The sequence below is a fragment of the Pseudomonas fluorescens genome, assembly GCF_018614775.1.
GTDB classification, from domain to species: Bacteria; Pseudomonadota; Gammaproteobacteria; order Pseudomonadales; family Pseudomonadaceae; genus Aquipseudomonas; species Aquipseudomonas fluorescens_BY.
Window position 1 is genome coordinate 125564 of sequence record NZ_JAGGOF010000010.1, and the last position, 17513, is coordinate 143076.

General features: G+C 62.1%; 16 protein-coding genes and 1 pseudogene. 9 read left to right on the forward strand and 8 right to left on the reverse strand.

Annotated features, from left to right (window positions below; all coding sequences use genetic code 11):
- Positions 1–10: 10 nt before the first annotated feature.
- The gene (locus tag J7E36_RS03060) at positions 11–1405 is read right to left on the reverse strand and encodes a NorM family multidrug efflux MATE transporter (protein WP_214999743.1); all 1395 of its coding nucleotides are present in this window, start codon (positions 1403–1405) and stop codon (positions 11–13) included.
- A gap of 156 nt (positions 1406–1561) precedes the next feature.
- Here J7E36_RS03060 and J7E36_RS03065 point away from each other — a divergent pair, with 156 nt between their 5' ends.
- The 4 genes and pseudogenes from J7E36_RS03065 to J7E36_RS03075 all read left to right on the forward strand — a co-directional run bounded on the left by J7E36_RS03065 (position 1562) and on the right by J7E36_RS03075 (position 6167).
- On the forward strand, positions 1562–2482 hold the full coding sequence (locus tag J7E36_RS03065) for a LysR substrate-binding domain-containing protein (protein ID WP_214999744.1): 921 nt from the start codon (positions 1562–1564) through the stop codon (positions 2480–2482).
- A gap of 346 nt (positions 2483–2828) precedes the next feature.
- Positions 2829–3743 (forward strand): annotated as a pseudogene (locus J7E36_RS25455) (Cache 3/Cache 2 fusion domain-containing protein); the annotation flags it as partial.
- 180 nt (positions 3744–3923) lie between these two features.
- Positions 3924–4646, forward strand: coding sequence for a methyl-accepting chemotaxis protein (locus J7E36_RS25460; RefSeq protein WP_369811651.1), 723 nt, complete (start codon positions 3924–3926; stop codon positions 4644–4646).
- A 306-nt stretch (positions 4647–4952) separates the two neighbouring features.
- On the forward strand, positions 4953–6167 hold the full coding sequence (locus tag J7E36_RS03075) for an aldose 1-epimerase family protein (RefSeq protein ID WP_214999748.1): 1215 nt from the start codon (positions 4953–4955) through the stop codon (positions 6165–6167).
- A gap of 6 nt (positions 6168–6173) precedes the next feature.
- Here J7E36_RS03075 and J7E36_RS03080 read toward each other — a convergent pair whose 3' ends face one another.
- Positions 6174–7667, reverse strand: a complete 1494-nt coding sequence (locus J7E36_RS03080) for a YifB family Mg chelatase-like AAA ATPase (protein ID WP_214999750.1) — start codon at positions 7665–7667, stop codon at positions 6174–6176.
- Between the two features lie 353 nt (positions 7668–8020).
- On the opposite strand from J7E36_RS03080, the gene J7E36_RS03085 reads away from it, so the two are divergent.
- Positions 8021–9661: a methyl-accepting chemotaxis protein gene (locus J7E36_RS03085; RefSeq protein ID WP_214999752.1), complete on the forward strand. Its 1641-nt coding sequence runs from the start codon at positions 8021–8023 to the stop codon at positions 9659–9661.
- An 80-nt stretch (positions 9662–9741) separates the two neighbouring features.
- Here J7E36_RS03085 and J7E36_RS03090 read toward each other — a convergent pair whose 3' ends face one another.
- Positions 9742–9912 carry a hypothetical protein gene (locus J7E36_RS03090; protein WP_214999753.1) on the reverse strand — a complete coding sequence of 57 codons (171 nt, stop codon included), beginning with the start codon at positions 9910–9912 and terminating at the stop codon, positions 9742–9744.
- 788 nt (positions 9913–10700) lie between these two features.
- Positions 10701–10955, reverse strand: a complete 255-nt coding sequence (locus tag J7E36_RS03095; protein WP_214999755.1) for an accessory factor UbiK family protein — start codon at positions 10953–10955, stop codon at positions 10701–10703.
- Between the two features lie 413 nt (positions 10956–11368).
- On the opposite strand from J7E36_RS03095, the gene glnK reads away from it, so the two are divergent.
- From glnK to sutA, 4 genes are all read left to right on the forward strand, one after another.
- Entirely contained in the window at positions 11369–11707 is a 339-nt protein-coding gene (gene glnK / locus J7E36_RS03100; protein ID WP_002555808.1) for a P-II family nitrogen regulator, read from the forward strand.
- A gap of 33 nt (positions 11708–11740) precedes the next feature.
- Positions 11741–13075, forward strand: coding sequence for an ammonium transporter (locus J7E36_RS03105; RefSeq protein ID WP_214999757.1), 1335 nt, complete (start codon positions 11741–11743; stop codon positions 13073–13075).
- 211 nt (positions 13076–13286) lie between these two features.
- The gene (locus J7E36_RS03110) at positions 13287–13712 is read left to right on the forward strand and encodes a secondary thiamine-phosphate synthase enzyme YjbQ (RefSeq protein ID WP_214999759.1); all 426 of its coding nucleotides are present in this window, start codon (positions 13287–13289) and stop codon (positions 13710–13712) included.
- Positions 13713–13813: 101 nt separating this feature from the next.
- Positions 13814–14137 (forward strand): transcriptional regulator SutA, encoded by a 324-nt coding sequence (gene sutA, locus J7E36_RS03115; RefSeq protein WP_214999761.1) that lies wholly within the window; start codon positions 13814–13816, stop codon positions 14135–14137.
- 201 nt (positions 14138–14338) lie between these two features.
- Here sutA and J7E36_RS03120 read toward each other — a convergent pair whose 3' ends face one another.
- Genes J7E36_RS03120 through dapF form a run of 4 tightly spaced genes read right to left on the reverse strand, consistent with a single transcriptional unit; the run spans position 14339 to position 17511 of the window.
- Positions 14339–15043, reverse strand: a complete 705-nt coding sequence (locus J7E36_RS03120) for an HAD family hydrolase (RefSeq protein WP_214999763.1) — start codon at positions 15041–15043, stop codon at positions 14339–14341.
- Positions 15040–15939, reverse strand: coding sequence for a tyrosine recombinase XerC (gene xerC / locus J7E36_RS03125; protein ID WP_214999842.1), 900 nt, complete (start codon positions 15937–15939; stop codon positions 15040–15042). Before xerC ends, J7E36_RS03120 begins: the two co-directional genes overlap by 4 nt.
- Before the next feature lie 2 nt (positions 15940–15941).
- Entirely contained in the window at positions 15942–16667 is a 726-nt protein-coding gene (locus tag J7E36_RS03130; protein WP_214999764.1) for a DUF484 family protein, read from the reverse strand.
- A gap of 13 nt (positions 16668–16680) precedes the next feature.
- Positions 16681–17511, reverse strand: a complete 831-nt coding sequence (dapF, locus tag J7E36_RS03135) for a diaminopimelate epimerase (RefSeq protein WP_214999766.1) — start codon at positions 17509–17511, stop codon at positions 16681–16683.
- Between the last annotated feature and the right edge of the window lie 2 nt (positions 17512–17513).

A 17513-nucleotide genomic window follows, 5' to 3' on the forward strand; every position in this document is an offset into this window, starting at 1 on the left:
AAGGGGGATTTCACTCGGCCTGGATGACGGCGAAACCCCGCCGCCCCGGCTCGCGCCTGATCATCCGTTTCATCTTCCACTCGAATGCCAGCGTCAGGCTCACGGCCGCGCAAGCCAGCCCCAGGGCCAGGCCCCACCAGACACCGGTCGCGCCCCAGTTCAGGTGGAAGGCCATCCACCAGGCCGCCGGCGCGCCGATCAGCCAATAGCAGCCCAGGCCGACCAAGAAGGTGGTCTTGGCGTCCTTGAGACCGCGTATGCAGCCCATGGCGATGGTTTGCGTGCCGTCGAACAGCTCGAACCATGCGGCCACGGCCAGCAGGCTCACGGCCAGGTTGATCACGTCGCGAAACGCCGGATCCTTGTGGTCAAGGAACAGACCGATCAATTCATGGGGGAGCAGCCAGAACACCATGGCGAACGCCAGCATCGTGGCCCCGCCAAAGCCGATCCCGACCCGTCCGGCCAGGCGCGCCATCGGCAATTGCCCGGCGCCATAGTGCTGACCGATGCGCATGGTGATGGCGTAGGACATGCCTGCCGGGACCATGAACGCCACCGAGACGATCTGCAGGGCAATCTGGTGGGCCGCCAGCGGTGTGCTGCCCATGGTACCCATGCACAGCGCGGCAAACGCGAACAGCCCGACTTCCACCGCGTAAGTACCACCAATGGGCAGGCCCAGGCGCCACAGTTCCTTGACGTATTGACGGTTGGGCCGGGACAGGCCGTCCAGCAGCGGATAGGCCCGGTACGCCGGGTGCCGGTAAATGTGCCAGGCCAGCGCCAGGGCCATGCAGTTGGCGACGATGGCCGTGACCAGGCCGATGCCCATCAGGCCGAGTTTCGGCAGGCCGAACAGGCCGGTAATGAGCGCGTAATTGAGCAGGAAGTTGGCCACCGTACCGCCGAGGCTGATCACCATGACCGGCGTGGCCCGGCCGATGGCGCTGGTGAAGCCGCGCAGGGCCATGAAGCTCAAGTAGCCGGGCAGGGCGAACGGCAGCGCCAGCAGGAATTGGCCGGCGGACTGGACGTTGGTTTCCGTCTGGCCGAACAGCAGCAAGACCGGCTTGAGATTCCACATCAATAAACCGGCCACCAGCGCCATCAGCCACGCCAGCCATAGCCCCGCCTGAGTCAACCGGGTGGCACCTTCAACGTCTCCGGCGCCTTGGCGGATCGCCACCAACGTGCCCACCGCCGCGATCACGCCGATGCAGAAAATCGACACGAACGAATAACTGGCCGCCCCGAGCCCGCCTCCAGCGAGTGCTTCGGGGCTCAGGCGCGCCATCATCACGGTGTCGGTCAGCACCATCAGCATGTGCGCCAATTGTGAGGCAATCAGCGGTCCCGCCAACCGCAGGATGGCCCCGAGTTCGGTCCGCACCGGATGCTTCATGATCATCACGCTCCTTGTTCAGACGAGGCAGTAAAGCGACGATTCTCGGCCCTCGTGGCGATGGGCACAAAAGGATAATAGCGATCGCTGGCATGATTAAAACTCATGCAGCTGAACTTCTGGTAGGGTCCGTCCATTGCTATGGGAGCTTTGCTGATGTCACGTCGTCTTCCTCCTCTTTATGCGCTGCGGGCATTCGAAGCGGCGGCACGGTATAGCTCGTTCACCCGGGCCGCTGAAGAGTTGTCGATTACCCAGAGTGCGGTCAGCCGGCATATCCGAACGCTGGAAGAGCACTTTGGCTGTCGCTTGTTTCATCGCAGCGGGCGCAACCTGCAACTGACCGAAGCCGCGCGCTTGCTGCTACCCGGCGTGCGTGACGGCTTCATGGCCTTGGAACGGGCGTGTCATACCTTGCACGGGGAAGATGGCATCCTGCGCATGAAGGCACCTTCGACCCTGACCATGCGCTGGTTGTTGGCGCGCTTGAGTCGCTTCCGGCATTTGCAGCCTGGCAACGAAGTGCAGTTGACCAGCGCCTGGATGGACATCGATTCCGTGGACTTCAACATCGAACCCTTCGATTGCGCGGTGTTGCTGGGTAATGGACATTTTCCCGCGGATTGGGAGGCCAGTTTCCTGTTCCCCGAGGAGCTGATCCCGGTGGGCGCGCCCAACCTGTTGAACGACCAACCCTGGGATGCGCAGCGACTGGCCAATGCCGAACTGCTCCACCCGACGCCGGATCGCCGCGACTGGCGCAGTTGGCTGGAGCGCATGGGCTTGTCCGACCAGGTCTCGCTCAAGGGCGGGCAGGTGTTCGACACGCTGGAGCTGGGCATGATTGCTGCGGCGCGGGGTTACGGTGTCTCGATGGGCGACCTGCTGATGGTGGCCGAGGATGTCGCCCAGGGGCGCTTGAGCCTGCCCTGGCCGACCGCCGTCGCCAGCGGTGAGCACTATTACCTGGTATGGCCGAAAACCCGTCCGGGTGGTGAGCGTTTGCGCCGGCTCAGTGACTTTCTGCAGGGCGAGGTCAAGGCAATGCAATTGCCAATGGTGGAACGGCTTGGCTGAAACGTTGCAGTGTGTGTACTAGCCACTTAATATTATTTTCTTCCTGACCGTTCAAGTATTCGGCTGTGCTGCCGAATCCGTCACCATGGAACCCTCGTTCAGAAGGGCACACACCTACCTTCCCTTGGATAAAATGCCGAGCGTGCGACGTGATCAGGATGATCCGGTGTCTCGGCCAGGAGCCGTCATGTCCCAACCCCGTGCCCGGATCGCCTCACAGCTGGGCCTTGCCCTCGCCGTGATACTGGCGGTCGTGATCTCCGGCAGTACCGTCTTCGCCCTCCGCTCGCTGGACTCCGCCAACCTTGCCACCCGTGAAGAGCACCTGGCCAGCGAAGCGCGTCTGATGGCCGATCAGCTCAATACCTTCCACGGTACCTTGCGTGAGAGCACCCAGCGCTTGGCCGGCCTGTTCGAAAAGCGTTTCAGCGCGGGCCTGATCGTGCACCCGGACCAGCCGGTTGTCGTGGCAGGTGTGCAGACCCCTGGCCTGGACCTGGGCGGCGAAGTGCTGAACAACAACTTCAAGGAAGTTGACGAGTTCAAGCAGATGACCGCCGGAACCGCCACGGTATTCGTGCGCAGCGGCGACGATTTCATCCGTGTCAGTACGTCGGTGGCCAAGCAGGATGGTTCGCGAGCCATCGGCACCGTGCTCGACCATGCCAGTCCGGCTTACGCCCGTTTGATGAGTGGGCAGAGCTACATCGGTCGCGTCTTGCTGTTCGGCCGTTACTACATGACTCAGTACAGCCCTGTGCGCGACAGCAGCGGCAAGATCATCGCCGCGCTGTACGTGGGTTTCGACTACACCGACGCGCAAAATGCGCAGTTCGAAAACCTCAAGCGCTTCCGTATCGGCAAGACCGGCTCGCTGGCCCTGCTGGATGAGCAAAGCAAATGGCTGGTGCCACCGGCGGGCGTCCAGGCCCTTGATGCCGCCGTCACCACGGTCGTCGGCCTGGTCAAGGAACCGGGTAAGGGCGCGTTCTGGAGCGACACTGCCGAAGATTTCTACAGCGTCGCCGTACCGTTCGAGGGTGGACCGTGGGCGGTGGTGGCGAGCATGCCGAAGGCCGAGATCCGCGAAGTGACCTGGAGCGTCGGTACGCAACTGGCGATCGGCAGCCTGCTGGCGATGCTGCTGGCGGTGGGCGCAGCGATGTGGCTGCTGCGCAGCAAGCTGGCACCTTTGGGCGATCTGGTGCGTCAGGCCGAAGCCTTGGGCGCCGGCGACCTGAGCGTGCGCCTGAACGTGTCGAGCCATGACGAAATCGGCCAGCTGTCCCGTGCCTTCAACCAGATGAGCCAGGCACTGTCGACCATGGTCGAGCACATCCGCAAGGCCGCCCAGGAGGTCAACAGCCGTGCCCAGGCCCTGTCGGGGTTGTCCAGTGGTGCGTATGAGGGAATGGAGCAGCAGTCCGGTGAAATCACCAGCATGGCCGGCGCAGTGGAAGAGTTCAGCGCGACGTCGTTGAACATTGCCGACAACATGGGCAATACCGAGCGCCTGGCCCAGGAAAACGCCCAACAGACGCGGATCGGTCGGACTTCGATGGATGAAGCATCGTCGTCCCTGGAGCAGATTGCCGGCGCGCTGAACAGCACGGCCACGGTGATCAACACCTTGGGCCAGCGTTCCCAGGAAATCGGCGGCATTGTGGGCGTGATCACCTCGATCGCCGAACAGACCAACCTGCTGGCGCTGAACGCTGCCATCGAGGCTGCGCGTGCCGGTGAGCAGGGCCGTGGTTTCGCTGTGGTGGCGGATGAGGTCCGCAGCCTGGCGTCCCGTACCCGTCAGGCCACTGACGAGATTTCCGGCATGATCAATAGCATTCAGCAAGAAACCGGCAACGCCATCAGCACCATGGAGCAAGGCAACCTGCTGATGCAGGAAGGCCTGTCGCGTAACGCCAACGTGGCCTCGGCCCTGGCGCGGATCGACGAGCAAAGCCGCTCCGCCGGCCAGCAATTCGCCGCGATCACCACTGCCACCCAGGAACAGAGCAGCACCGCGACCCTGCTCAGCAGCAACTTACAGAGCATCGCCATGGCGAACAGCGAACAACGCCAAGTCGTCTCGAACCTGGCGCTCACGGCCAAGGAACTGGAAAAATTGGCCCAAGACCTGCGCCAAGAGGTTGATCGGTTCCGCTGAGGCTTCTGCAACCGCCGCGACCAGGCTTACCCCCACACTGTTTTGTGTCCGATCACAAAGCGTCCGGCCAGCTCGGTCAGTGTGGGAGCGAGCCTGCTCGCGATGGCGGTGGTTCAACTTGCACGGTGGTTGGCAGTGCCGACGCCTCGCGAGCAGGCTCGCTCCCACGGGGTTTTGTGTTCGATCGCAAAATTTCGGCCATCCCTCCTGCGTTTCCTTTTTTTAGAGTAATTGCCGTTTTTAAGCTTGCTGAAACGTTTCTTCAGGACTATAAAAACCGCACAACTCCAATAAAAGGCCAAGTCCATGACTCCGCTCAAACTCCTCGTTACCCTTGGCGCCCTGGGCGCTGCCTCCCACGCCATGGCTTGGGATTACGTCCTGCTGGACACCGACAAAGCGGCTCAGCCCTGGCAAATCACCAGCCAGCAACTGGGCGTGAAAACCGACAAGCCTTTTTCCGTGACGATGCGCACCCTGCACGGCGGCCGCCAGGAAGGCGTCAGCGTTGTCGATATCGATAACGGCACCCTGAAGCTTTCCGTCGTCCCGACCCGAGGCATGAATGTGCTGCAGGCATCGGTCGGCAGCGTACGCATGGGCTGGGATTCGCCGGTCAAGGAAGTCGTCAATCCGGCCTTCATTGAACTCAATGGCCGCGGCGGATTGGGTTGGCTCGAAGGTTTCAACGAGCTGGTAACCCGCTGCGGCTACGAATGGGTTGGCCATCCCGGCATGGACAACGGCGAGTTGCTGACCCTGCACGGTCGCGCTGCCAACATTCCGGCCAACAAGGTCACGTTGCACATCGATGAAAAACCTCCCTACGCCATCACCCTGCGAGGCGAGTTGAAAGAGCAGGCGTTCAAGAAAGTCGATTTCTCGGTGCAGACCGAACTGGTCACCGAGCCGGGCAGCGTGACTTTCGCGCTCAACGACACGCTGACCAACAACGGCGATTATCCGAAGGAATACCAGGCCCTCTACCACAGCAATTTCAGTACGCCGTTCCTGGAACAGGGCGCGCGGTTCGCGGCACCGGTGAAGCAGGTCTCGCCGTTCAATGACAAGGCCAAGGGCGACCTGGCCGATTGGCAAACCTACCGGGCCCCGACCAAGGACTACGACGAGACCGTCTATAACGTCGTGCCGTATGCCGACGCCAAGGGCGACACGCTGACCGTGCTGCACAACAAGGCCGGTAGCCTCGGGGTCTCGGTGGGCTTCAACACCGCCACGCTGCCGGTATTTTCCCTGTGGAAAAACACCGACACCCAAGGCCAGGGCTACGTGACCGGGCTGGAGCCGGGCACCAGTTTTTCCTATAACCGCCGGTACCAGCGCCCTCTGGGCCTGGTGCCGACTATCGGGCCGAAAGAGCACAAACAGTTCCAGATCCACTACAGCCTGTTGGCGGACAAGGGCGCTGTGGATAAAGCGCTCAAACGCATCGATAGCATCCAGAACGGGCAAAAGACCGAGGTGCGGGAAACGCCGCTGGTGGACCTGACCAAGCCATGATCCGGTTCAAGCGCTAGCCGGCCGATACTGCAACGCTTCAGCCAGGTGCTCACGGCGGATACTTTGCGCTTGCTCCAGGTCCGCCAGCGTCCGGGCGACCTTGAGCAGGCGGTGGGCCGCGCGCAGGGACAAGGTCAGCCGTTCGCAGGCGGTTTCCAGCCAGGCTTCGTCGGTTGTGGATAATGTGCAATGCCGACGCAAGCCCGGCAGGTCCAGGAAGGCATTGGCACAACCCTGGCGTCGGTGCTGATGCTCACGCGCCTGGGCCACCTGCTCGGCGACGGTGGCCGTGTCGCTGCCGGATTCGCGCTTGGGGTTCAGCGCCGTGGCTTCCCGGGCGACGGTCAAGTGCAGGTCGATGCGGTCCAGCAATGGGCCGGAGAGTTTATTGCGATAGCGCTGCACCATGTCCGGTGTACAGGAACAGCGGCCGCTGGGCTCGCCAAGGTAACCGCAGGGGCAGGGGTTCATCGCCGCCACCAACTGGAAGCGGGCGGGAAAGCGCACCCGGTCACGGGCGCGGGACACCACGATGTACCCCGACTCCAGCGGTTCTCTCAAGACCTCCAGCACCTTGCGGTCGAACTCCGGCAGTTCATCCAGGAACAGCACGCCGTGGTGGGCGAGGGTGATTTCCCCCGGTTGCGGTTTGGACCCTCCGCCGACCAGCGCCGGCCCGGAAGCGGAGTGATGCGGCTGGCGAAACGGACGCTGCGGCCAATGGCTCAACGGCACGCAACTGGCGACCGACTGGATCGCCGCGACCTCCAGGGCCTCGCTCTCGGCCAAGGGTGGCAGCAAGCCTGGCAGACGGCTCGCCAGTAATGTCTTGCCGGTGCCGGGGGGACCGCTGAACAACAGGTTATGCGCCCCCGCGGCAGCGATCAGCAGCGCGCGCTTGGCGCCGACCTGGCCTTGTACTTCATTCAGGTCGGGGTAGGGTTTGCTGGCGCAGAGCAGTCCGTTGGACACATAGGGTTCCACCGGGGTGTGACCGTTGAAGTGGGCGACCGCTTCGAGCAGATGATCCACGGCGATCACCTTCAGGCCTGATGCCAGGCAGGCTTCCTCGGCATTGTCGCGCGGCACCACCAGCGTCCGCCCGGCCTTGCGTGCCGCCAGCGCGGCCGGCAATACCCCGCGTACCGGGCGCACTGCGCCGGATAATGCCAACTCGCCGAGGCACTCCACGTCGTCCAGCGTCAGGGTCGGCACCTGCACGCTGGCCGACAGGATCCCCAGCGCAATGGCCAGGTCGAACCGCCCACCGTCCTTGGGCAGATCCGCTGGCGCCAGGTTCAGGGTGATGCGCCGTGCCGGGAAATTCAGGCCCGAGTTGATGATCGCGCTGCGCACCCGGTCCTTGCTTTCCTTCACCGCCGCTTCGGGCAGGCCGACCATGGTCAACGACGGCAAGCCGTTGGCCAGATGGACTTCGACGGTAACGGCAGGAGCCTCCACCCCCACCTGGGCGCGGCTGTGGACAATGGCAAGCGACATGAGTCGTTCCTTGAGTGAAATAGAAGGCCGCGTCCTGCGGCTCTTGAAGGTTAGTCGTGGACATGCGCTTCGGCGCGGCCGTTGAAGGGCTGAATGTTGGCTGGATGTTGCGCAAGCGCCGACTAAGGCGCAGAAGGTATGCGTGGGCGAGATCAACGACAATCCAGCAGTTGCGCCACGTGATCGTTGAATAATCCATACGGTCATGCCGTGCCGTCCATTGTTGGCCAACTTTCAGGGGATATAACATTTGCGGAGTGGCGAAGAGCCGTCGCTCCTTCGTCTGGATTACACCGGAGGGGGAGATGCACCCATCAACGGGGTCGCTCCATGGGCGCTCCATAAGGACCCCAATGAACTGGCTCAACGATGCAAAATTCTCGACCAAGCTGATCACCTCGTTTTTCCTCTGCGCCTTGATCACGCTCGCCGTGGGCATGCTTGGCGTCAGCGGCGTTTCCACCTTGTCGGCACGCTTGCAAACGGTGTTCAACAATAACCTGGTCTCGGTCGCCAATACGGCGCAGACCAAGACCAAGGCCGTTGGTCAGACGCGCGACATGTACCGCCTGTATGTGGCCACCGCCGGCAATGCCCCGCAAAGCACGAAGGATGAGTTCCTGGCGTCGATGAAGGCCAATCAGCTGGCCAGCGAACAGGCATTCGCCGCTTACCGCAAAGGAAACCTCGCCGAAGACGAGCGCCTGGCTGGCGACCAGATGGCCCTCGACTGGCCCGTCTATCAGGCCATGGTGCAGCGATACGTGGCGCTGATGGCGGCGGGCGATCTGGAGAACGGCCGCGTCTTGCTGCTGGGAGACTTGCAGAAGACCTATCGCAAGGTGATGGACCAGTTGACCATCATGATCGATTCCAATGACCGCCAGATCAATGAAGGCGTCCAGGCCGCTGCGCGTCAGGAGGCCTCGGCCAGGACGATCCTGTACAGCGGCATCGTCATCGCCTTTATCGCGGCGCTGCTGCTGGGGGTTTTTATCAGCCGCCTGATCAGTCGGCCGATTGCCGTCGCGGTCGATTGTGCAGAGCGTATCGCCCAGGGCGACCTGACGCAGCACATCACCAGCAATCGTCGCGATGAGGCGGGTCAACTGCTCAAGGCCCTCGGCGATATGCAGGGCAGCCTGAGGAGCACCATCCAGCAGATTGCCAGCGCCTCGGACCAGTTGGCTTCCGCCGCCGAGGAGCTGACGGCGGTCACCGACGACGGCAGCCGTGCATTGACCCGGCAGAATGACGAAATCCAACAGGCCGCCACGGCCGTGACCGAGATGACGTCAGCGGTGGAGGAGGTCGCGCGCAATGCCGTGAGCACTTCACAAGCGTCGCAATCGACCAGCTCACAGGCCAGCAGTGGGCGCGATCAGGCGCGTAACGCGGTGCAGGCGATCAACAATGCGACCCAGGAACTCACCTCGTCCACCGGGTTGGTCAGGGATCTTGCGGTCCAAGTGCGCGATATCGGCAAGGTGCTGGACGTGATTCGCGGGATTGCCGAGCAAACCAACCTGTTGGCCCTCAACGCGGCCATCGAGGCAGCCCGCGCCGGAGAGCAGGGTCGTGGATTCGCTGTGGTGGCCGATGAGGTTCGCGCCCTGGCGGCGCGTACCCAGGCGTCCACCGGTGAAATCGAGAGCATGATCCACGCCGTCCAGGGCCGTGCCGACAGCGCAGTCGATGCCATGGGCAAGAGTCAGGCGCTGGTCACCGAGACCCAGAGCCTCGCCCGCGCCACTGGCGAAGCGCTGGAGCAGATCGCCGAGGGGATCTCGCAGATCAATGACCGTAACCTGGTGATCGCCACGGCGTCGGAGGAGCAGGCCCACGTTGCCCGTGAGGTTGATCGCAACCTGGTGAATATCCAGGACCTCTCGACCCAGACCGCGGCGGGAGCGAACCAGACCAACGCGTCGAGCCAGGAGCTTTCCAACCTGGCGCTGTCATTCAATGCGCTGGTTGGCCGTTTCCGCCTCTGACCTCTGGGGGCCAGAGCGGAGGTCGGAAAGTGAATCGTCAAGAAGGACCGTCATGAAGTCGGCCGTTGTCAGGTAAGGTTTCAGGCGCGTGCGCCTGCGAGCAGACCGGCTGGCTCCATCTCTTTGCCACAAGTCGCCGCAACTTTCAGAAAGCGGATCTGGCTGGCAGAAATCCCACCAACTGAGCGGCGAGCCTCGGCATGGCATTCAGCAGCTAATATCAGCTTGGCTTTACGTTTTTGAGTTTTCATCGACACCTCATGCCCGAGAGTTTTTATCGATCTTAGGGGGCGTCCAGTGAAATGACAAGGCGCTGGGTCGTATCGAAACTGAACCCCAACTTCAGGTAGTAAGGGATGGCACCTGCGGCCGGCTCTTGGATCTCAATCTGGTTGCAGCCCAGCATCCTCGCGTAAAACTCTGTTGTTAGAAGCGCTATAGGAGCGACCCTTCCGCGGAGTGGATGAGCGGGATTCGGACTGCCCTGAAGCAGTACGATTTTAAGGCGAACAGTGCTTTTCCTGGGAGTCGCATAACATAGACCGCACAGTACTTTGCGATGCCAAATCGCGATATCCAAACCTTTGGCGTCCCTGCACTTCCAGTCGGGGATGCGATGCCATGGGTAGAGCAGCTTCCCCTCCCAGAAGTGACACGCATGGATCGCTTCGGATGTGATCGGTTCAAGTTTGAGGTCTGCCCCCTGAATTCCAGCCTCTTGAGCGCCAGGGTCATCTGATATCGCCCTGTGGGCGAGTTTCCGCGCCTCGGATTTGAGTATCTGATTACGAAGATCGGTGCCCTTTCCTTTTCTTCTCATTAGTAGCGTTCTACCCGGTTCAAGGTCAGAACTGTAATGAGGAGGAACGAGCTCGGAAATCAGCCAATAAACTGTTAGCTGTAGGACTGTTCCTGGAAAGATGCAGGAGCTCTATCAGAGACTGGACATTCCTACTATTTGACGTCGCATGGGCCTTAAAGCGCCCAGACAAGGTCGACCTGACTGCAAGCGTCCCTCGCTGGCCGCGCTTATCTGACGTCAGTCTGTGGTAAGCCTCGCCTCCAATTCCGCCACCTTCGCCTCCAGGCTTTCCAGCCGCGCCCGGGTGCGGGCCAGCACCACCATCTGACTGTCGAATTCTTCCCGGCTCACCAGGTCCAGCTTGCTGAAGCCGCTTTGCAACAGGGCCTTGAACTGGCTTTCGATTTCGCTCTTGGGCAATGGTGTGTCTCCGCTCAGGAGGCGGGAGGCGTGGCCGCTCAAGGCGTCGAGGAGGTCTTTTGGCGCAAGCATGGCAGGTGTCCTGAAAACGATGGCGGGCAGTGTACCACGCAGTGTCTATAGTCAATTCGCACGCCTGGGATGCACGCTTTTCGCGCACAGGGGCGGGCGGTGTCGCACTATTATTGTGCGTATCGCTGCGGTTCTCGGCGCGGCACCCGCGGGTGTGGCGGGTAAAGGATTGAAATCAGGGGGGTTGGGCACAGATGGCAAGGTTTCTGCTTAGAGGCTCATGACCCATGCACTGATGCAGTCGCCGTGACGAATGCAGTGCAGCAGGCGAAGCGGGGAGCTTCGTCAGGATCGGTTAACTGGCACCTGTCGGGCACGTGGGCCGACGATGCGTTACAAAGCCAGGCACTGCGCTTAGACTTGAGTCGGGTTTGTTTTCCTGGGGCAAGTCCACCAATTCGGGAGAAAGTTTCATGAAGCTAGTCACTGCCATCATCAAGCCGTTCAAGTTGGACGATGTGCGCGAGTCGTTGTCCGAGATCGGCGTGCAGGGCATTACCGTTACTGAGGTCAAAGGCTTCGGCCGGCAGAAAGGTCACACCGAGCTGTATCGCGGCGCGGAGTACGTGGTCGATTTCCTGCCCAAGGTCAAGATCGATGTCGCCATTGACGACAAGGATCTTGACCGAGTGATCGAGGCGATCACCAAGGCTGCCAACACCGGCAAGATTGGTGATGGAAAGATCTTTGTGGTCAATCTGGAACAGGCGATTCGCATCCGTACCGGCGAAACCGATACCGACGCCATCTAAGCCGCCAAACCCAACGCCCCAGGAGAAAACAATATGACTCTGCGTAAATTCGCAGGGCTAGGAGCCCTGTTGTCCTTCGTAATGCCTGGCCTGGCCATGGCAGAAGAAGCGGCAGCCCCTGTCCTCAATTCTGGCGACACCGCCTGGATGCTGACTGCCACGATCCTTGTACTGTTCATGACCATTCCCGGCCTGGCGCTGTTCTACGGCGGCATGGTTCGGTCGAAAAACCTTCTTTCCGTGATGATGCAGTGCTTCGCCATTACCGGTCTGATCAGCGTCCTGTGGGTCATTTATGGCTACAGCATCGCGTTCGACACCACGGGCATGGAGCAGGGCGTCGTCAACTTCAACTCCTTCGTCGGCGGCCTGGGCAAGGCGTTCCTGGCGGGCGTCACTCCGGCGAGCATCACCGGTCCGACGGCGCTGTTTCCCGAGGCGGTGTTCATCACCTTCCAGATGACGTTCGCCATCATCACCCCGGCCCTGATCGTCGGCGCATTTGCCGAGCGGATGAAATTCTCCGCCATGCTGATCTTCATGGGCGTGTGGTTCACCCTGGTCTATGCACCGATTGCGCACATGGTCTGGTCCGGTAACGGCGGCCTGTTGTGGGACTGGGGCGTGCTGGATTTCGCGGGCGGCACCGTGGTGCACATCAACGCCGGTATCGCGGGCCTGGTGGCGTGCCTGGTACTGGGCAAGCGCAAAGGCTTCCCGACTACGCCGATGGCGCCGCATAACCTCGGTTACACCCTGATGGGCGCTGCCATGCTGTGGGTCGGCTGGTTCGGCTTCAACGCCGGTTCCGCCGTCGCCGCCAACGGCACCGCCGGCATGGCGATGCTGGTCACCCAGATCGCCACCGCCGCAGCGGCGCTGGGCTGGATGTTCGCCGAGTGGATCACCCACGGCAAGCCAAGCGCGCTGGGCATCGCCTCGGGCGTGGTCGCGGGCCTGGTTGCAATCACTCCGGCTGCGGGCACCGTGGGCCCAATGGGCGCCCTGGTCATCGGCCTGGCCGCGGGCGTGGTGTGCTTCTTCTGCGCCACCACCCTCAAGCGCAAGCTTGGCTATGACGACTCCCTGGATGCCTTCGGCGTACACGGCATCGGCGGTATCCTCGGCGCGATCCTCACCGGTGTGTTCGCAGCACCGGCCCTGGGTGGTTTCGGCACCGTGACCGACATCGGCGCGCAAGTGTGGATTCAAGTCAAAGGCGTGGGCTTTACGGTGATCTACACCGCCATCGTCACCTTCATCATCCTCAAGGTGCTGGACGCCGTCATGGGTCTGCGTGTCTCCGAGGAAGAAGAAGCGGTGGGTCTGGACCTGGCGCAGCACAACGAACGTGGCTACAACCTGTAAGCGCACGCGATAAAAAATGCCCGGTTCGCCGGGCATTTTTTTGCCTGGGATTTGTCATTGCTCACAGGGCGCCGTGGTTTTTCCGACGTCTTGTGTTGTGTAGGCGACATGGACTTTCTGCTGCCAAAGGCTTACATCGAAGCAAGAATATTAGGCCCTTTGTTTTTTTCCTGAGCGCGCTAGAATGCGCGCCGAGCGTGCGGAGATCTGTATGTGGCAACAGACGCTGATCACCCTGCGGGCAAGGCCCCGGGGCTTTCATCTGGTGACGGACGAGTTGCTCGCCGGCCTGCCTGAACTCCGGGCATGTCGTGTCGGTCTTTTGCATCTGTGGCTGCAGCACACCTCGGCCTCGTTGACGATCAACGAGAACGCCGATCCGGCGGTGCGTCGAGACTTCGAACGATTTTTCAATCGGCTGATCCCACAAGGAACCGCCGACTATGAGCACAACGACGAAGGCCTGGACGACCTCCCGGCGCACTTCAAGGCCAGCGTGCTCGGTTGTCAGCTCAGTCTGCCGGTGACGGCAGGTCGACTGGCATTGGGGACCTGGCAAGGTGTTTATCTGGGCGAGCACCGTGATCATGGCGGTGCTCGTAAGGTCCTTGCCACCTTGTACGGTGAATGGGCATGACCACTGGTTACCGGTGGATGTTGAATTTTTTCTGGCAACCTTCGACAGAAGGTGAAGCTGGGCTATAACTAATCTGCTTTTCGCAAGTCATGGGGTAGAACATGAGCGACGATGATCTGGAAAACGACGACCTCGAAGTAGGCGACGAAGACGAGGCTGAAGAGGGCCTTGAAGCAGCAGTTGAAGACGTTGCCGACGACGATGGGGCCGACGTTCCGGTCCCAACCGCCAAAGGCAAGGCCAAGGCTGCGGTATCGATCGACGAATTGCCGAGCGTAGAAGCCAAGAACAAGGAGCGTGACGCGCTCGCCCGGGCCATGGAGGAATTCCTGGCCAGGGGCGGAAAAGTGCAGGAAGTGGAGGCCAACGTGGTCGCTGATCCGCCCAAGAAGCCTGACAACAAATACGGCAGCCGCCCTATCTGATTTCCTGTTTCTTGCTTGCTGAAAAAGCCCGCCGTCGCTGCGGGCTTTTTCATGGGTGCAGATTGGCTTCCAGGCTATGCACAACCCCCGTGGGAGCGAGCCTGCTCGCGATTGCGGTGTGTCTGTTACATGAATGTCTCTGACACGCCCTCATCGCGAGCAGGCTCGCTCCCACATTAGGGTTTAGTGGTGTTTGCAGACTCAGCGCTGGCGATGCCAGCCCGCCAACAACCCTGGCAATTCGGTCAGGCTGCGAATCTCGGCGTCCGGCGCCTGCTCGGCATCCCAGGCCTTGCCCGTCGGGTTGAACCACACCGCGCGCAGGCCGGCCTGTTGGGCGCCGGCGATGTCATCGCCCGGGTGATCGCCCACGTGCACGGCGGTTTGTGCTGTAGCGCCGCCGCGTTGCAAGGCTTCGTGAAACAGTCGGGCGTCGGGCTTGGCGATGCCGATGTCTTCGGCGCACAGAGCAAACTTGAAGTAGTCCGCCAGCCCCAGGCGGCGCACGTCGGCGTTGCCGTTGGTGACTACGCCGAGGGCGAACTGATTGGCGAGGATTTCCAGGGTGGGCTGCACCTCGGGAAAGATCTCCAGCTGATGACGGGCATGCAGGAACGTTTCGAATCCCTGGTCCGCCAGCTCCGACGCCTGCCACTGGTCATAACCGGCTTCTTGCAACGCGCGGAACAGCACGCGCCGACGCAACGCGCTGATACGGTGCTTCAGGCCGGGTTCTTCGCGCAGGACCTGTTCGCGAATCGCCCAGAGGTGCTCTACCGGTACGCCGCCCAGGTTGGGTGCGTTGTCGGTCAGCCACTGGCGCAAGACGGCCTCGGCGCTGGCAATCACCGGGGCGGTGTCCCACAGGGTGTCGTCCAGGTCGAAAGTGATGAGCTCGATGGTCATGATTCGTCGCCCTTGATGCGTTTGGCCCTGGGATGGGCACTGTCATAGACCGTCGCCAGGTGCTGGAAGTCCAGGTGGGTATAGATCTGTGTGGTCTTGATGTCCGAGTGGCCGAGCAATTCCTGGACGGCGCGCAGGTCCTGGGAGGACTCCAGCAGGTGGCTGGCAAAGGAATGCCGGAGCATGTGCGGATGCAGGTTCTGCCCCAGCTCACGTTCGCCAGCTGCCTTGACTCGTACCTGAATTGCCCGCGGGCCAAGGCGCCGGCCCTGTTGGCTGACAAATACCGCATCGTCGGCGGGGTTGGTCAGCGCCCGCAGCGGCAGCCACAGATCGAGGGCTTCACGGGCCTTGCGGCCGATGGGCAGCAGGCGGGTCTTGCTGCCCTTGCCGAGCACCTGGACCATGCCGTCGGCCAGGTCCAGTTGATCCAGGTTCAGCCCGGTCAGCTCTGAAAGCCTGAGGCCGGAAGAGTAGAACAGCTCGAGAATCGCCTGGTCCCGCCGCGCCAGGAAATCATCCTCGACGGCGCCTTCAAGCAATTGCAGGGCCCGGTCGGTGTCGAGGGTTTTCGGCAGCCGGCGCTCGCCTTTGGGAGGCGCCAGCCCGGTGGCCGGATCGTGGTCGCAGAGGCCTTCGCGGTTCAGGTAGTGATACAGGCCGCGTACCGCCGACAGCAATCGCGCCAGGCTGCGGGAGGATTGCCCCTGTTGATGCAAGCGGGCGACCAGGCTGCGCAGGCGCTGGATGTCCAGTGCCTGCCAGCTGCCGATGTTCTGTTTCTGGCACCAGCCCAGCACTTTGTCCAGGTCACGGCGATAGGCCGACAGCGTGTGGGGCGACACCTGGCGCTCACTGCGCAGGTGTTCGCAGTAGGCGTCCAGTTGTCGCTCCATCATCAGCGTACCGAGCGCAGCGAACCGGCAACCCGTGGCAGCACGCGGCCGGTGACTTCGGCGATGTAGCTGAGGAACAGTGTGCCCACCGAACTCTTGTAGTGCTGCGGGTCGCGGCTGGCAATGGCCAACACGCCGTGCACGCCCTGATGGGCGATGGCGACGACTGCGGTGGAACCGATCTGCTTGCGCTGTTCTTCACCGAACAGGAAGTCCAGTTCATGTTCACGCAGGCTGCCACTGACGCTTTTGTTTTCCGTGAGCAGGCCGCCAATGGCTGTCTGCGCTTCGGCGTGGGTTACCCAGCGGCCGACCGGCATGGCGTTGTCGCCGAACAGGATCAGGCTCACAAAGGGCACCTGGAAATCCTGGCGCAGGCTGTCTTCGACGCTCATCACCAGGTCTTCGAGGGTGCTGGCGTCCATCAGGGCCAGGATCAGCCGACGGGTCTTGTCGAAGAGCCGGTCATTGTCCCGGGCCACGTCCATCAGGTGTGAAAGACGGTGGCGCATCTCGATGTTGCGCTCGCGCAGGATCTTCATCTGGTGCTCCACCAGCGACACGGTGTCGCCGCGCCGGTGGGGGATGCGCATTGTCGCCAGCAACTCTTCATGCTCGACGAAGAAGTCCGGGTGAGCCTCCAGGTAAGCGGCCACGGCCGCGGCTTCTGGAAGCTGACTCGGCAATTCGTCGGGCTGCGGGGCTGGAACCTGTGGCGTGTCGGTCATGGGGTTGGCTCACTCAAAGACGAACTTGTCCTTCGTATACGCGTACTGCCGGACCGGTCATCATCACCGGTTGGCCGGGGCCCGCCCATTCGATGGACAGGCGCCCGCCGGGCAGGTCGATCAACAAGGGCGAATCCATCCACCCCTGGCTGATCGCCGCAACGGCCGCCGCACAGGCGCCGGTACCGCAGGCCTGGGTTTCCCCGGCGCCGCGCTCCCATACGCGCAATTGCGCGCGGTGACGGTCGATGACTTGCAGGAAACCGACGTTCACCCGCGCGGGGAAGCGTGGGTGGTGTTCGATTTTCGGCCCCAGTGCATGCACCGGCGCGCTGTTGATATCGGTCACCCGCAACACGGCATGGGGGTTGCCCATGGACACCGCCGCCAGCTCCACCGGAGTGCCGTCGACGTCGATCTGATAGCTCAACGCCTGGGCCGGCGCCTGGAATGGAATATCCGCCGGTACCAGGCGCGGAGCGCCCATGTTGACGCCGATCTGGCCGTCACTGCGCACATCCAGTTCGATGATGCCGCTTTTGGTCTCGACACGGATCTGCCGCTTGGCGGTCAGGCGCTTGTCCAGCACGAAGCGGGCGAAGCAGCGCGCGCCGTTGCCGCATTGTTCCACTTCCGAACCGTCGGCGTTGAAGATCCGGTAACGGAAGTCCACATCCGGGTTATTGGGCGCCTCGACAATCAGCAACTGGTCGAAGCCAATGCCGGTGTGGCGATCGCCCCATTGCTTGGCGTGTTTGGGCAGGATGTGTGCGTGCTGGCTGACCAGGTCGAGGACCATGAAGTCATTGCCCAGGCCGTGCATCTTGGTAAAACGCAGCAGCATGG

What these genes read in the sequence shown, in the direction of transcription:
- J7E36_RS03060 (WP_214999743.1), bottom strand. Translation starts at nt 1,405, where the DNA reads ATGAAGCATCCGGTGCGGACCGAACTCGGGGCCATCCTGCGGTTGGCG.
- J7E36_RS03065 (WP_214999744.1), top strand. Translation starts at nt 1,562, where the DNA reads ATGTCACGTCGTCTTCCTCCTCTTTATGCGCTGCGGGCATTCGAAGCG.
- J7E36_RS25460 (WP_369811651.1), top strand. Translation starts at nt 3,924, where the DNA reads ATGGCCGGCGCAGTGGAAGAGTTCAGCGCGACGTCGTTGAACATTGCC.
- J7E36_RS03075 (WP_214999748.1), top strand. Translation starts at nt 4,953, where the DNA reads ATGACTCCGCTCAAACTCCTCGTTACCCTTGGCGCCCTGGGCGCTGCC.
- J7E36_RS03080 (WP_214999750.1), bottom strand. Translation starts at nt 7,667, where the DNA reads ATGTCGCTTGCCATTGTCCACAGCCGCGCCCAGGTGGGGGTGGAGGCT.
- J7E36_RS03085 (WP_214999752.1), top strand. Translation starts at nt 8,021, where the DNA reads ATGAACTGGCTCAACGATGCAAAATTCTCGACCAAGCTGATCACCTCG.
- J7E36_RS03090 (WP_214999753.1), bottom strand. Translation starts at nt 9,912, where the DNA reads ATGAAAACTCAAAAACGTAAAGCCAAGCTGATATTAGCTGCTGAATGC.
- J7E36_RS03095 (WP_214999755.1), bottom strand. Translation starts at nt 10,955, where the DNA reads ATGCTTGCGCCAAAAGACCTCCTCGACGCCTTGAGCGGCCACGCCTCC.
- glnK (WP_002555808.1), top strand. Translation starts at nt 11,369, where the DNA reads ATGAAGCTAGTCACTGCCATCATCAAGCCGTTCAAGTTGGACGATGTG.
- J7E36_RS03105 (WP_214999757.1), top strand. Translation starts at nt 11,741, where the DNA reads ATGACTCTGCGTAAATTCGCAGGGCTAGGAGCCCTGTTGTCCTTCGTA.
- J7E36_RS03110 (WP_214999759.1), top strand. Translation starts at nt 13,287, where the DNA reads ATGTGGCAACAGACGCTGATCACCCTGCGGGCAAGGCCCCGGGGCTTT.
- sutA (WP_214999761.1), top strand. Translation starts at nt 13,814, where the DNA reads ATGAGCGACGATGATCTGGAAAACGACGACCTCGAAGTAGGCGACGAA.
- J7E36_RS03120 (WP_214999763.1), bottom strand. Translation starts at nt 15,043, where the DNA reads ATGACCATCGAGCTCATCACTTTCGACCTGGACGACACCCTGTGGGAC.
- xerC (WP_214999842.1), bottom strand. Translation starts at nt 15,939, where the DNA reads ATGGAGCGACAACTGGACGCCTACTGCGAACACCTGCGCAGTGAGCGC.
- J7E36_RS03130 (WP_214999764.1), bottom strand. Translation starts at nt 16,667, where the DNA reads ATGACCGACACGCCACAGGTTCCAGCCCCGCAGCCCGACGAATTGCCG.
- dapF (WP_214999766.1), bottom strand. Translation starts at nt 17,511, where the DNA reads ATGCTGCTGCGTTTTACCAAGATGCACGGCCTGGGCAATGACTTCATG.